Here is a 14987-nt window from a genome sequence, read left to right on the forward strand (position 1 = left end):
CGGTTGCAGGGTTTGATATGAATGAAGGACGTGAAAAAAGAATAGAAATATGTTGATGCTTGCAACGGGTTTGATGTTGAGCCTTTCGGGTTGTGGCGATGGCAGTACTTCTGCGACAACAACACCTGCCGCAAACACAGCGCCGGTTGCCAATGCAGGTGCAGACAGACGGGCTGTTGCCGGAGTGCTGGTGAATTTGAGCGGGGCAGCCAGTTCGGATGCAGAGGGTAATGCGCTGACGTATCTGTGGTACATGCAGTCCATTCCTGTTGGCAGTGGCGCGACGCTGTTCAATCCGACTACTGTAGCGCCCTCATTTGCACCCGGCATTTTGGGCTCCTATGTGATGCAGTTGATCGTCAATGATGGTCAGCTCGATAGCGTGGCCAGTACGGTAACGATTACGGTGTCATGTGATCCGGCCGTTTCGACCTGCGTGACGATAGGCGTTTATACGATTAGTAATGGCCTGTATGTCGATACCAATAAAGATCTGCTTTATACGGTGGGTAAGCCATGTGAAACATGGGCCAGAACAGCACAACCCGATTTCCACAACACGGTAAGCCATCTGCATTATAATGCACAGGATGCCAGTACCTATATTGGCACAACGATGACGTGGTTTGAGTATGGTGCAGATCTTACTCAGGCATCGATTGATGCAACTTGTGCAGCTGGCGTTGGCGGTGTGCAAAAGACAGCGGATTTGAATGTCTATACGCCGGACAAGAATTTCTTCGTAAAAATCAAGTCAGTATTGTAGCAGGCTATGTTGAATCGTAAGTCAGATAGTGGATTGATATGGCACACCTGATCACTTGGGAAGATAACGGTCTATATCGAAAGTTTACAGGTGAAATTTCAGCCAATGAGTGTATGCAGGTGAAGCTGGAGTTAAGTGCGGATCTGCGCTTCGGACAAATAAAATACATTATCAATGATTATTCAGGAATATCCGGGCATTCGATCAAGGTGGAGCATGCGCGGGCCTTTGCTAAAGTGAATGCAATGATGGCGAACACCAAACATCAATTGAAAGTGGCGCTGGTTGTGCCTCATGATTCGCTGCTGCATTTTGCGCAACACTACTGCGCGCTGATGCAGGATCAGGTATTTGAGTGTGCCTGTTTTCACTGCGTTGAAGACGCCAGACAGTGGATTGAGGCTTAGTCTCAGTGAATTCCAATTATGATACTTGGTGTTTTTTTCGTTAGGGGCCAGTCGGACTGATGAACAACATACTAGGCAACGGTTCTTGCGTTGCTCTGCGTTCATCCAGTCGTGTGCGTCAAGAGAGGGGAGGCCAATGGGCTACCTCTGTAAGATCCACAGGCTCGTGATTAGTGCGCTACAGCTGCTTTGAGTTTTTTCATGGCGCGCGCTTCAAGTTGACGAATGCGTTCGATGGATACTCCGAATTCCTCTGATAAATCTTTCAGGGTGGCTGGATCTTCGGCGAGGTGACGGCGTTCAACAATTTGGCGGTCACGCAGAGCCAGCGTTTGCATTGCGGTGTGGAGAATCGACTTTTGATGGTCTTCCCAGTTGGATGCTACCGCAATCTCTTCAGGTGTGGCATCCGATGTCGGTAGGCCATGAACCATGGCATCGCCTTCATCACTCTCGGCATCGAGAGATACATCACGCTGCAGGAACGCATTGGCTGTTTCCTGGTATTCGTTGCCGTTAATGCCATATTCAGCAGCCACTTCATCAGCTTTGCGGCCATCAATAGCAGCAATGGCATTTTTGGCTTTCTGCAGGCCGGCGAAAATGCGGCGTTGTAGTTTATTGGTGCCCAGCTTCACGATGCTCCAGGAGCGTAAGATAAAATCGTGAATGGATGCACGCACCCACCAGGATGCATAGGTCATCAAGCGGAAGCCGCGTTCCGGGTCGAAGCGTTTTACCGCATGCATCAGCCCCATTGTACCTTCCTGAATCAGATCCATTTCAGGCAGACCAAAATGACGATATTCACGGGCAATAGCAGATACACCACTTAAATTGGCTACAACCAGCTGACGAGCCGCATCGCGGTCTTCATTGTCATGCCACAAACGCGCCAGACGCGCCTCTTCCTCGCGATCAAAGCTTGGTGCTTTGCGTACATCGCGGGAAAAAAGAGCCAAACTGTTCAGATCAAGCGTTGCATTAGCCAAGTGGATACCTCGAAATATTTTGTTGTGGTGCAAGTACCTTATATAAGGTTGGTCATGTTACGATTCAAGTCCGCCTTGGCAAGGGGGTGGATTGATTGCTCAAGGCAATCGCATAAAAGCATTTACCGCAAAGTACGCAAAGTTCACCCCAGGGTGCCTTCTCTTGTGCAAGCAGAATTCTCCTTGTCATCGAGTAAACCTTTATATTTTATTGTGTTGGGGTTTTCTGGCCTAAGCCGCACTATACGGTCAGGTGAATGTCTCTTCTATCACAAGGGCCGTCTTTGACTTACTTTGCGACAAGGTGACAACGCTTACACAAGATCAGGTGAATCCCCCAGGGGATACTCTCTTGAGTAAACTTAATTCACCTGATCGCGAAGCGAGAGAGTATCCCTTGGTGGAGCAAGCGCTCTGAGGTGAAAAAGATTGAATAAGCTGTAAAATATAAGGTGTTTTAAAGCGGTTGCGCTGATGACTACTGCCAATCCAGCCAGGCCAGTAGCTGATCTTCATTGGCAATCTCTATGCCCAGCTCTTGTGCTTTTTTCAGTTTGGAGCCGGCTTTTTCTCCGGCAATCAGAATATCAGTGTTTTTTGAGACCGATGATGCCGGTTTCACACCCAATGCGCGCAGCTGTTCCTGGGCCGATCTGCGTTGAATAGCACTAAAGCTGCCTGTTAATACAATAGTTTTTCCTGACAGCGGATGACTATTCAGCTGTATTTTAGGGGCCTGGGGGGAGACTCCTTTTTCCAGCAATCGTTCAATCACATTCAGGTTGTGCGCTTCGGAAAAAAAGCTGCGAATGCTTGCCGCTACTTCTGGGCCGACATCAGGCACAGCAAGCAGTGCGTCTTCATCGGCAAGCTTGATGGCATCAAGGCTGCCGAAATGCGTAGCCAGAGCTGCTGATGTGGCGGAGCCAACATGACGAATGCCAAGGGCGTGCAGGAAACGCGCTAATGTTTGGGTTTTGCTCTGTTCTACGGCGGTATACAGATTGCTTATTTTCTTTTCACCCATGCCCTGCCACGCACTTAGGGACTGGTAATCAAGCTCGTAGAGGTTGGCAATATCCGTTAATTTGCCTTCATCAACCAGCTTGGCGATGAGCTTGTCTCCCAATCCCTCAATATCCATTGCGCCGCGTGATACAAAATGGCGCAATCGCTCTTTCAATTGGGCTGAGCAGGAGAGGCCTCCGCTGCAACGCCATGCCACTTCACCTTCAACACGAAACAATGAGGCTGCACAAACCGGACAATGTTCAGGTAGCGCGGGGAAAACAGCGTTTTCATCGACATCGATGGCTTTCACTACTTCAGGTATGACATCGCCGGCCCGGCGTACAATTACCCTGGCGCCGGCATAGACCTGTTTCCGTTGTAATTCATCGATGTTATGTAGTGTTGCACGCGATACGGTGACGCCACCGACGGCTACCGGCTGCATATCGGCAACAGGTGTGATCACGCCTGTACGGCCAACTTGCCAGATGATGTCGTTCACTGTGGTGACGACTTCCTGGGCCGGAAATTTATGCGCAATAGCCCAGCGCGGCGAGCGTGCTACTGCCCCCAAGCGCTGCTGCATGTCGAAGTTGTTCAGTTTATATACTACGCCATCAATTTCGTATGGCATCGCTTCACGCTGCAGCATTAGCTGCTGGTAGCGGGCGAGTAATTCTTTACTGTTTTTTGCCATGGCGGTTTCCTGTACGGCAAAACCGAAGGTGTGTAATAGATCCAATAGTTCTGATTGACTTGCCGCCAGATCACGGCCTCCCGCACCCACTCCATAAGCGAAAAAATTTAAATTGCGTTTGGCAGTAATTTTAGCATCGAGTTGCCTGAGTGAGCCTGCAGCAGCATTGCGGGGGTTGGCAAAAGAAGCGGCGCCGTTGGCTTGTTGGAGGGTATTTAATGCATTGAAGGAGGTCTTGGACATATACACTTCGCCACGGACTTCCAAGAGATCCGGAACGGTCATCTCACCACTGTGCATCTGCCAGGGGATGTCGGCGATGGTACGGATATTGTCTGTAACATCTTCTCCGGAACGGCCATCGCCCCGTGTTGCGGCAATTGTAAGGTTACCCCGTTCGTAGCGCAAATTGACCGCTAAGCCATCTACTTTGGGTTCAATGATAAATAGTGTGTCTTGAGTGAACGCTTCACCCAGCCCATCAGCGATGCGTTGTTCAAAGGCTTCGACTTCACTTTCATCAAAGGCATTGGCCAGGGAGAGTAGGGCTTCCGTGTGCTCGCGTGCCCTGAAGGTATTTGAAGGAATAGCACCAACCGTTTGGGTTGGAGAATCGGCCGGGATGGGTTCTCCCAGTTCGGTTTCCAATGACTCAAGCTGGCGCAATAGTCGATCATACTCGGCGTCGGGAATGATCGGCGCATCGAGTGTGTAGTAACGATAGTTATGTTCTTTTAAGCAGACACGCAGCGCTTCAATGCGCTGTTTCAGCATTCATTACTCCATCTGTTGTATCCTCAGCTGTTGTTTCGGCAGTAGAAGATGTGCTTAGCATGGCCTCAATGGTTTTGGTTACCGGAGCATCCATCCATTCCATCGCACCAACCAGATGATACAAGATCTTGCCGTCACGTCCGATCAAAAATGATTCAGGGTAACGAAATACGCCATATTGACGTGAAACGGCGCCATCAGCATCGTGCAGTACCTGAAATGGCATTCTGTATTCATCTACGAAATTGGCCAGATCACTGCTGCGCTTATCCACTGATATGGCAATGATTTTCAAACCATCCGGAGCATATTTATCGTGTAGTGCGGCCATGGAGGGGATCTCCTTACGACAAGGTGGACACCATGTGGCCCAGAAGTTCAATAATATCACTTCGCCTTTAGGTAGTGAGTGCAGCGTTTGTTCCAAATCGGGTAGTTGGAAGTCACTGGCTACTGACCCTTTTTCCATAGACCCGGGGGCGTCGGGCAGCGTCATCCAGACTGCTGCACTAATGCCTGCGATTAAAGCTAAAATCATGAACCAGCGGGAAGCCATGTTTGTTTCTCTATTCAATGATTCGTCACTCAAACTGTCGCTCATTTGTTGATCTCCACCAATGTTGATTTCAATGCATCTTCTGTCACGCGATGTCTGAACAGCTCTTTACCATCCATTAACAATACCGGCACATCCATGCCATAGCGAATAAGTAGCGCTTTATCGTGATCTACATTCACGGTTTCCCATGAGCACAAACCTTGCTGCTCGAGCGAGGCCACGACCAGCTTGGCATCTTCGCATAAACAACAGTCCCTGCGACTTAACAGTTGGATGTGAGGTGTTGCCATAGTCAGAAGCTGTCGTTTTGACTATTTGTCTGCAGCTTTCGGCAGTTTAATTAAGGCAAACACCTGATCTCCACGGCGATCCAGCATCACACGCAATACTTCACCAGGGTTAAACTTACCAGCCAGTTTGGAGAAGCTTTTGACATCATTGACATTTTTACCATTCACCCGGTAAATAACATCACCACTTTGAATGCCGGCTCTAGCAGCAGGCATGCCCCGCTGCAGTTTTTTAACGACAGCACCTTTTTTTACGCGTGTTTGCAAGCGTGTTGCGAGTTCTGGTGTCAGGTTTTCAACCAGCATGCCCAAGCGCACTTTGTTGGTGTCTTTGTAAGTCTCGCTTTTAGCCAAATCAGGGTCAGTCATGGCTTCTACGGTGACGGTGATAGTCTTGAGTTTGCCATCACGAATTAAACCAATTTTAACTTTATCACCAGGCGTGTGCCGTGCTACACGAATAGGTAAGTCATGGGCTTTATCAATGAGAACGCCGTCAATGGATACGATGACATCACCGGGGTGAATACCCGCTTTGTCCGCAGCAGAGCCTGATTCAACCTGTGGAACCAATGCGCCTTTACGATTTTTCAGCTTCAGGGCCTGCATGGTCTCTTTATCCACATCGGTGATGTGAACGCCTAAACGTGCACGTGTTACATGGCCTGTTTCACGCAACTCATCCAATACAGAACGCGCTAAATTGATTGGAATAGCGAAACCAATGCCGTTATTGCCGCCACTACGTGAGAAAATTGCAGTATTGATGCCGACAACTTCACCGCGACTATTGAACAGTGGCCCACCGGAGTTGCCCGGGTTGATCGCTGCATCGGTTTGAATAAAGTCATCATAAGGGCCGGAACCAATCACACGACCTTTAGCGGATACAATGCCCGCAGTTACTGTCTGTTCAAGACCGAATGGGTTTCCGATAGCTACAACCCAGTCTCCGACCCGTAGTTTTTTGGAGTCTCCAAGTTTTACGGCTTTGAGTCCCTTTGTGTTAAGTTTGAGTAAAGCCACATCCAATTTTGGATCGGCACCAATGACTTTCGCTTCGTGTTCAGTGCCATCGCGCATTTTTACAACGACTTCATCGGCTCCATCGACAACATGGTTGTTGGTGACAATATAACCGTCATCAGAGATGATGAAACCGGTACCCAGCGCGTGTTTTTCCTGCTGTTGCTGTGGCATATTACGGAAGAAATCATTAAAAAATTCATCGAATGGTGTGCCGCTATGTGGAGAACCAAGTCCCGGAGGCATGCCTTGTTGAACGCGTTTTTTTGCGTGTTGGGTGGTGCTGATGTTTACAACGGAATCAGCTTGCGCTGCGGCCAGATCAGCAAAGCTTTCAGGCATGGCTGCAGCTTGTGATCCCCATAGGGTGATTAAAAATACAACTGGAAATAGACGTTTGATATGGCTCAATCTTAACTCCTTATGAATATTCAGGGCGATTTGTACGGTTTGCAGATGAATAAAAGATGAATAAATAATTTATTGTTGATCAGTTTTAATCAGAGGGGGATACCTGCCGAAGCGGTATGTCTAGCGTAATGTTATCGGGGGTTGAGCAATGAATTACCCGTACCATCTGCACATCCAGATTATTTTGATGGCTGGATAGATAGAATTTATACCAGAGATAATACGCAATGACCGCAGCAAAACCGGATAGTGCTGCAATAGCCTCAACTTCTGGCCAGGCCAACCAGGTTGCCATGCTTTGCATGCCAAGTCCGGCAAGGATAAATGCGAGCATGGGAAGAGCATACAGTCTAAAAGCAATTTTCATGACTGCGCTATCAGGGACTTCCAACAAAACGCGATCACCAATGCCTGCACCGACACTGTTGTGTACACGCAGTTCGATGAAACGCTCTTTCCATGATCCGATAGTGCTGCAGGAAGTTTTGCCAGCGCAATCACCGCAAGCACTAGCGCGATTGCCACGCACAATGGCATCACGTTTTTCAATGGCGATAACGGTAACCTGCTGCTGCATCCATACTCCTCTTTAGACCTATTCATCATGCCTTATTTTCAGGACGTGCGTATCTTACACTGGAATTCGATGGCGTCGCTAGTTTCTATTTCAACCTGTTTTAGCCAAAAGTCCGATATGGACAGGTTGCACAGCTCACCTGCTTTGCATTTATACCTTGTTGCAGTTTTTGTATGCGCTAATGCTGGAAAGCGTTGATACAATATAGGGAACAATCATTGTCAGTCCGGATTTTAACCACGTTTCTGCATGCATGGAGCCGTCGATAATCGCGTCACCGTGGTTGATGAGAACCAATATAGGTCCGACAATCAGGGCAAACCTTGCGGCTGTTCGTATGACTTTTGGTTGGCATGCAATATTGAATCGCTGTTTCATCATGTGTCCTTTTAAATCATTATTCAGGAATATGTTGAGCTTACAATCGGGCGGTGATTATTTTGATGAGGGCGTATCTTTGTTGTCGCTGTATTCTCCGCGTCTTAGCCATGCAAAATTATGTTCCAGCGAAGAGCATGCACTTAAAATGAGTACAGTAAGTAGTGATAAGAGCAGTGGCGAATAGATATAACCCAAGCCAGCCATGGAACCTACTGCTGCCAATACCCAGATTACGGAGGCTGTTGTGACACCATTGACCACTCCGTTCTGGTTGAACATCACACCAGCACCGAGAAAGCCAATGCCTGTGACAACCTGACCTAATACCCGGCTGGCATCCACGCTTGAGCCATCCATATGGCTGCCCATAAAAACGAATATCATTGTCCCTATCGTGATAAGTATGCCTGTTCGAACACCTGCAGCCTTGCCTCTGAACTGCCGTTCAAAACCGATCACTGAGCCACAAGCAATAGCGACTGCAATCGCAGTCCATAATTCACTATTCAATATCTCTTTTTCCATATCGCTGAGGTCGTTATATTTGATGAAATATTACAAACGGATGTTCGTCTATGATGTGGGGTGGAGAGAGTGTAATGCTTCAGCCGTATTGCCGACGACTCATGTAATACAACAGCGTTTCTTGAAATTATAGTCATAAGGAAAAGAGACCTGCACAGAGGTGTTTCATGACCCGGCATATGATCGAAATAAGTTATAACTGGTTATCAGAAGCCTTGATTATTCTTCTGGCCGGCGCATTACTGGCAGGGGTCATTCTGTTTATCATTGATGTCACCCAGACAAAAAATGCAATCAGACGCAACTATCCGCTGATTGGCCGCTTTCGATCTCTGTTTGAACACCTTGGCACCTTTTTTCGCCAGTACTTTTTTGCGATGGATAGAGAAGAGATGCCATTTAACAGAGCCTTTCGTGAATGGGTTTATCGGGCCTCAAAAAATGAGGATAGCACCATCCCTTTCGGTTCAACGCGTGATTTGACACCGACCGGTAGTATCTCTTTCGTCAACTGCCCTTATCCCACCCTAGATGTCGATGCTGTGCCAACCCGGGCGATGGTAATTGGCGTCGATTGTCGTACCCCGTTTGAAGCCGGCAGCCTGTTCAATATCTCCGGTATGAGTTATGGCGCCATCTCCAAAGTGGCTGTGCAGGCGCTTTCCAGTGGTGCGGCCAAAGCCGGTTGCTGGATGAATACCGGAGAGGGAGGGCTATCGCCTTATCATCTGGAAGGTGGCTGTGACATTGTCATGCAGATTGGTACTGCCAAATATGGTGTGCGGGATAGCGATGGTAATCTTTCTGATGAACGCTTGTCTGAATTGGCCGCGATTGAACAGGTCAGAATGTTTGAAATCAAACTCAGCCAGGGTGCTAAACCCGGTAAAGGGGGCATCTTACCTGCGGTCAAGGTTACCGCAGAGATTGCCGCCATTCGTGGTATTACGGCCGGTGAGGATTCGATCAGTCCGAATCGGCATGTCGATATCGATAGCCCGGGCGAATTGCTGGATATGATCGCTCACATTCGTGAGGTCACCGGTAAACCTGTCGGTTTCAAACTGGTGTTGGGTGGTTGCGGAGCGCTGGATCATTTGTTTGATGAAATCAAGCGGCGCGGCGACCAATCTGCGCCGGATTTTATGACACTCGATAGCGCCGACGGTGGCTCAGGAGCGGCGCCGCAACCGTTGATGGATTTTATGGGTATGACGTTGAAAGAGAGTCTGCCGATGCTGATTGATCATCTGGTTGGCTATGGGCTGCGTGATCGTGTGCGGGTGATTTGTTCGGGTAAACTGATTACACCGTCGGGTGTGGCATGGGCGCTATGTATGGGGGCGGATTTCATTGTTTCTGCGCGCGGTTTCATGTTTGCCTTGGGCTGTATTCAGGCCATGCAGTGCCATAAAAACACCTGCCCGACCGGTATTACCACCCATCAAAAGAGATTACAGCGCGGATTAGACCCGCAGGACAAATCAGTGCGTGTGGCGCATTATGTCGAAAATATGTTGCATGATGTTGGCGTGATTGCGCATTCATGCGGGGTGAAACATCCACGCCAATTACAACGCAGACACGCACGCGTGGTCACATCCGATAGCAGCAGCACCGGCCTGCATCAACTGCACCCGGAAACAGAAAAAGGATTTCCGCACGGCAAAGCCAAGGAGTAAATGATGAACGATCATGTTGAACATTACCCATTAATGATTTCCGGCGCTTCAGCCGAAAATGAAACATCAATCGAAGTACGATCGCCGTATGATGACAGATTGCTTGCAACAGTGGCGACGGCAGATAAGGCCGTTGTTGAGGCTGCTCTGAACAAGGCACACACGCTCTTTGCCAACAGAAAGGGCTGGATTCCTGTGGCTGAACGCATTGCCATACTCGAACGGGCAATCGAACTGATGAAAGAGCGGGCTGAAGAACTGGCGCGCGGAGCGGCCGAAGAGGGCGGTAAGCCGCTGATAGACTCTCGTATTGAGATGGTGCGTTGCATTGACAGTATTCGAATCTGTACCGATAGCTTGCGCACCGATAGCAGCCACGCTCCGGTTTTGGGTTTGAATACTGCATCCCGTCATCGTATGGCACTGATGCAAAAAGAACCGATTGGTGTGGTGGTGGCTGTTAGCGCATTCAATCATCCATTGAATTTGATTGCGCATCAAATTGGCCCCGCCATTGCCTCCGGCTGTCCTGTCATTATCAAACCGGCAGAAGACACGCCGCTATCATGTTATCGTCTGGTGCGTCTGTTTCATCAGGCGGGCCTTCCAGAAGATTGGTGTCAATTCATCATGCCTACATCAACATCATTGGCAGAAGCGCTCGTTACCGATTCCCGCGTGGCATTCTTCAGTTTTATAGGTAGTGCTAACGTTGGTTGGTATCTGCGGTCAAAACTCGCTGCCGGTACCCGCTGTGCGCTGGAACATGGCGGTGTTGCCCCCGTCATTATTGCGGCTGATGCGGATATAAATCAACATCTACCCGGCCTGATGAAAGGGGCTTTCTATCACGCCGGACAGGTATGTGTGTCGGTGCAACGCATTTTCGCCCATGCATCGATTGCACGCGAACTGGCTGATAAGATGGCGAATCTGGCAAAGAAAATGGCTGTCGGGGATCCGTTATCCGAACAAACGGAGGTGGGGCCTCTGATTAGAGCGAAAGAGCTGGATCGGATTGACTTATGGGTTAAAGAAGCGATCGCAGGAGGGGCTAAGCTTCTGTGTGGTGGAGATCGGCTTGATCATCACTGTTATGCCCCTACCGTGTTATATAACCCTCCTTACGATGCGACTATCTCTACACGAGAAGTGTTCGGGCCAGTTGTCGCTGTCTATCCATTTGTTGAGCTCGACTCAGCCATTGATGATGCTAATGCATTGGATGTCGCTTTTCAGGCATCGGTTTACAGCCGTGATATTGATACGGCTCTCTACATTTCTAATCGCCTTGATGCATCAGCGGTGATGGTGAATGACCACACTGCCTTTAGAGTGGACTGGATGCCATTTGCAGGTCTAAAACATTCCGGGCTCGGTGTCGGAGGCATTCCACACACCATGCACGATATGCAGATCGAAAAGATGACCATCATCCATTCCGAGTCCATAGAGTGATCAAAACCATTTACCGCAGAGCAACAGTGTTACGCAAAGGAAAAACTAAACAATGAAAAGCCTTTGAAATGTAGCAATTAACGAGGGGTTATAGATTCAGACAGAGATCAGCGGTAGAGATTCTACATACTAATATTTTGACTTTACTCTGCGGAACTTTGCGTCCCTGTGATGGGCAGGATGCCCGAATGCCACGAGCGCATGGATGCGCATGAGTGGCCGGTGAAATACTTTGCATTATTTATTAAAGGAGTCAGTAATGAAAACATCAGAGTTGCTTGTCCGTTGCCTGGAAACAGAGGGGGTTGAATACATTTTCGGTGTACCAGGGGAAGAGAATGCCGACTTTATGATTGCGCTGGAGCAATCCGATTCGATTCGTTTCATTCTAACCAGACATGAGCAAGGGGCCGCATTTATGGCTGAAGCTTATGGCCGATTGACCGGTAATCCGGCGGCGTGTCTGGGTACCTTAGGCCCTGGTGCAACCAATCTGATTACCGGTGTCGCCAATGGCAATATGGATCGCGCCCCCATGCTGGTATTAACCGGTCAGGGCGCATCAACCAGACTTCATAAAGAGTCTCACCAGATTATGGATGTGGTGGCCATGTTCAAACCTGTGACCAAGTGGGCAACAACGATTCTGCATCCCTCATCAGTACCCGAGATCGTGCGCAAAGCCGTTCGTCTGGCACGCAGTGAGAAGCCCGGCGCATGCCATATTGAACTGCCGGAAGATATCGCTAAACAGGAGACGGATGCACAACCCATGCAGCCTCGTCGCTTTCATCGCCCGGTAGCAGAACCGGGAGAAGTAGAAAAAGCATTCAGCATGCTCAGGCATGCCAAACGACCAATCGTGTTGGTTGGTAACGGTTGCGCACGCCATGATGCCAGTCGGGAGCTGCGCCGTTTCTGTGAAGTCACCGGGGTTGGCGTTATTAACACGTTTATGGCCAAGGGTTGTGTGGATGCCGATGCTGACTACTGCCTCTACACGATTGGATTGCAAGCTAAGGATGTTGTTGCCTGTGCACTGGATGCTGCTGACCTGGTCATTACAATCGGCTATGATATGGTGGAATATCATCCTCGCCTATGGAATTCGGGGCGCGATAAACACATTATCCATGTCGATTTTCAGCCTGCCGAGATAGACGAATTTTACCATCCTGAATTGGAGCTGGTTGGAGATCTCACCCATACACTTTCCACCATCAATGCGAATATTGAAACACTTGGGCCGGTCATGCGTGATCTTTCCCAGCAGGCTGCAACGCGGCAGCAGATGCAGCAAGAGTTCAAGCAGTACGCCGCAGATGAAACCGAACACACTATCCGACCGCAAAAGGTGCTGGCAGATGTGCGCAAGGTGATGGGGAAAGAAGATATTTTACTCTCCGATGTTGGTGCGCATAAGATGTGGATCGCCCGCCATTATCAATGTCATGAACCCAATACCTGCCTTATCCCCAATGGCTTTTGTTCCATGGGCTTTGCGCTACCGGGAGCCATTGCTGCATCACTGGTTCATCCGGATAAACAAGTGTTGGCTATTTGTGGTGATGCAGGCTTTCTCATGAATGTGCAAGAGATGGAAACAGCCAAACGCCTGAACAGCAACATCGTGGTCATGGTCTGGGAAGACAATGCCTACGGGTTGATCGCGTGGAAGCAACAGAGTCAATTCGGTCACCACACTGATTTAAGTTTCGGCAATCCTCATTGGTTACTGCTGGCAAAATCTTTCGGCTGGCATGGGCACAGAGTAGAAGAAAGCGTGGCGTTGCAAGAGACCCTTAAAGTAGCATTTTCAGAGCAAGGGCCTAGCCTGATCGTTGTCCCCATCGATTACCGTGAAAACATGAAATTGACTGAACGGATGGGGAATATTGTCTGTTCTATTTGATGGAGAAGGTATGCATTCAGAATACAATTACATTGTCATCGGTGGTGGCAGCGGTGGTGTTGCTACTGCACGAAGAGCATCGGAATATGGTGCCCGTGTGCTCCTCATTGAGTCAAGTCGTCTTGGCGGTACATGCGTTAATGTTGGCTGTGTTCCCAAAAAAATCATGTGGACGGCTTCAGACATTATTCACAACCTTGAACACGCCGAAGGTTACGGTCTTACGATCGACGCATGGCGTTTTGACTGGGGCAGACTCAAACAGGCCCGTGATGCCTATGTGAAAAATCTGAATAGTGTCTATGCCCGTCTGCTCGACAACAGTGCTGTTGACGTCATCCACGGTTTCGCCCGTTTTGTTGATGCGAAGTGCGTCGAAGTGGATGGCAAAGAATATCGTGCTGATCATATTACTGTTTCAACAGGTGGTTACCCAACCATTCCGGATATTCCGGGCGCGGAACTGGGTATCAGCTCGGACGGTTTTTTTGAACTTGAAACAAGACCGGAGAGAGTTGCCATTGTCGGCAGCGGTTATATTGCTGTTGAGATTGCCTGTATGTTCAATGCGTTGGGCTCTGAAGTGACAATGCTACTGAGGAAAGAGCACCTGCTCCGCCCGTTTGATGCAAGCATGCGTGAATCTTTGACAGCACATATGCTGGAGCAGGGAATCAATATTATCCCCAATACGCAGATATCCTCGGTGCGAAAACTGAATGATGGCTGTCTGGAGCTTGTCTGCAGCAATCATGAAACAATTTTGCATGTTGACGCTCTGCTTTGGGCGATAGGACGAAGCTCTGCCACGGAGAAACTGAAGCTTGAGGCGGCAGGTGTGGAAGTAAAACCAAATGGAACCGTTCCTGTGGATGCGTTTCAGAACACCAATGTTTCAGGTATTTATGCCATCGGGGATATTACAGGGAAGGCTCAATTAACCCCTGTGGCTGTTGCTGCAGGGCGAAAGCTGGCTGCGCGTCTGTTTGATAAGCAGTCCGATAGCAAGCTGGATTACAGCGATATTCCAACCGTAGTGTTTAGTCATCCGCCCATTGCCACCATTGGTATGACTGAAGATGAAGCCAGAGAGATCCATGGTGATGCTGTGAAAGTCTATCAGACACGGTTTACACCGATGTACTACGCCTTTGCAACGGAGAAACCAAAAACCACAATGAAGCTGATATGTCTGGGCCGCGAAGAAAAAGTGATCGGCCTTCATATGATAGGCATGCATGTGGATGAAATGTTACAGGGGTTTGCAGTCGCCATCAGGATGGGTGCAACGAAGCAGGATTTTGATCGTACCGTGGCCATCCACCCCACCAGCTCGGAAGAATTGGTGACGTTGCGTTAGGGAAAGACTGAACAAATCAGCAACACAATTTAACAGTTTCAAACAGGCAGTCGCGAGTGAAATATTTTGGACTCATCTGGTCTTGCATGCCGCTTTTGTCATGCCGATAAGGCATTGCTTACTTTTGCTAAGTTTGGTCAGTTTCAGTATTTTTAAGGT

General features: G+C 48.9%; 14 protein-coding genes. 6 read left to right on the top strand and 8 right to left on the bottom strand.

The genetic code is table 11. From position 1 onward, the window contains the following. The first annotated feature begins 49 nt into the window (after positions 1-49). The gene (locus D8Y20_RS13970; RefSeq protein WP_121541945.1) at positions 50-766 is read left to right on the top strand and encodes a hypothetical protein; all 717 of its coding nucleotides are present in this window, start codon (positions 50-52) and stop codon (positions 764-766) included. A 38-nt stretch (positions 767-804) separates the two neighbouring features. Next, entirely contained in the window at positions 805-1173 is a 369-nt protein-coding gene (locus tag D8Y20_RS05025; protein ID WP_121541946.1) for a hypothetical protein, read from the top strand. 170 nt (positions 1174-1343) lie between these two features. On the opposite strand, the gene D8Y20_RS05030 is transcribed toward D8Y20_RS05025, so the two are convergent. From D8Y20_RS05030 to D8Y20_RS05065, 8 genes are all read right to left on the bottom strand, one after another. Next, positions 1344-2165 carry an RNA polymerase factor sigma-32 gene (locus D8Y20_RS05030; RefSeq protein ID WP_201265534.1) on the bottom strand — a complete coding sequence of 274 codons (822 nt, stop codon included), beginning with the start codon at positions 2163-2165 and terminating at the stop codon, positions 1344-1346. A 478-nt stretch (positions 2166-2643) separates the two neighbouring features. Continuing rightward, positions 2644-4647 (bottom strand): NAD-dependent DNA ligase LigA, encoded by a 2004-nt coding sequence (ligA, locus tag D8Y20_RS05035; protein WP_121541947.1) that lies wholly within the window; start codon positions 4645-4647, stop codon positions 2644-2646. Then, positions 4628-5248 carry a peroxiredoxin gene (locus tag D8Y20_RS05040; protein ID WP_236075260.1) on the bottom strand — a complete coding sequence of 207 codons (621 nt, stop codon included), beginning with the start codon at positions 5246-5248 and terminating at the stop codon, positions 4628-4630. Before D8Y20_RS05040 ends, ligA begins: the two co-directional genes overlap by 20 nt. After that, on the bottom strand, positions 5245-5496 hold the full coding sequence (locus tag D8Y20_RS05045) for a glutaredoxin family protein (RefSeq protein ID WP_121541948.1): 252 nt from the start codon (positions 5494-5496) through the stop codon (positions 5245-5247). The genes D8Y20_RS05040 and D8Y20_RS05045 overlap by 4 nt, the downstream gene beginning before the upstream one ends. Positions 5497-5517: 21 nt before the next feature. Continuing rightward, positions 5518-6933: a DegQ family serine endoprotease gene (locus D8Y20_RS05050; RefSeq protein ID WP_121541949.1), complete on the bottom strand. Its 1416-nt coding sequence runs from the start codon at positions 6931-6933 to the stop codon at positions 5518-5520. 85 nt (positions 6934-7018) lie between these two features. After that, positions 7019-7510, bottom strand: coding sequence for a SoxR reducing system RseC family protein (locus D8Y20_RS05055; protein WP_121541950.1), 492 nt, complete (start codon positions 7508-7510; stop codon positions 7019-7021). Positions 7511-7660: 150 nt separating this feature from the next. Beyond that, complete coding sequence (nrtS, locus tag D8Y20_RS05060) at positions 7661-7891, bottom strand: nitrate/nitrite transporter NrtS (protein ID WP_201265535.1); 231 nt, start codon at positions 7889-7891, stop codon at positions 7661-7663. A gap of 54 nt (positions 7892-7945) precedes the next feature. Next, positions 7946-8416, bottom strand: coding sequence for an MgtC/SapB family protein (locus D8Y20_RS05065; RefSeq protein WP_121541952.1), 471 nt, complete (start codon positions 8414-8416; stop codon positions 7946-7948). A gap of 179 nt (positions 8417-8595) precedes the next feature. On the opposite strand from D8Y20_RS05065, the gene D8Y20_RS05070 reads away from it, so the two are divergent. The 4 genes from D8Y20_RS05070 (at position 8596) to gorA (ending at position 14828) form a co-directional block, all read left to right on the top strand. After that, positions 8596-10098, top strand: coding sequence for an FMN-binding glutamate synthase family protein (locus D8Y20_RS05070; protein WP_201265536.1), 1503 nt, complete (start codon positions 8596-8598; stop codon positions 10096-10098). Positions 10099-10101: 3 nt separating this feature from the next. Then, positions 10102-11556, top strand: a complete 1455-nt coding sequence (locus tag D8Y20_RS05075; protein ID WP_121541954.1) for an aldehyde dehydrogenase family protein — start codon at positions 10102-10104, stop codon at positions 11554-11556. A gap of 259 nt (positions 11557-11815) precedes the next feature. Continuing rightward, a complete protein-coding gene (locus D8Y20_RS05080) occupies positions 11816-13468 on the top strand; it encodes an acetolactate synthase large subunit (protein ID WP_121541955.1) in 1653 nt (550 codons plus the stop codon). Positions 13469-13478: 10 nt separating this feature from the next. Then, a complete protein-coding gene (gorA, locus tag D8Y20_RS05085; protein WP_121541956.1) occupies positions 13479-14828 on the top strand; it encodes a glutathione-disulfide reductase in 1350 nt (449 codons plus the stop codon). Positions 14829-14987: the final 159 nt, after the last annotated feature.

The organism is Mariprofundus sp. EBB-1 (genome assembly GCF_003665155.1).
Taxonomy (GTDB): domain Bacteria; phylum Pseudomonadota; class Zetaproteobacteria; order Mariprofundales; family Mariprofundaceae; genus Mariprofundus.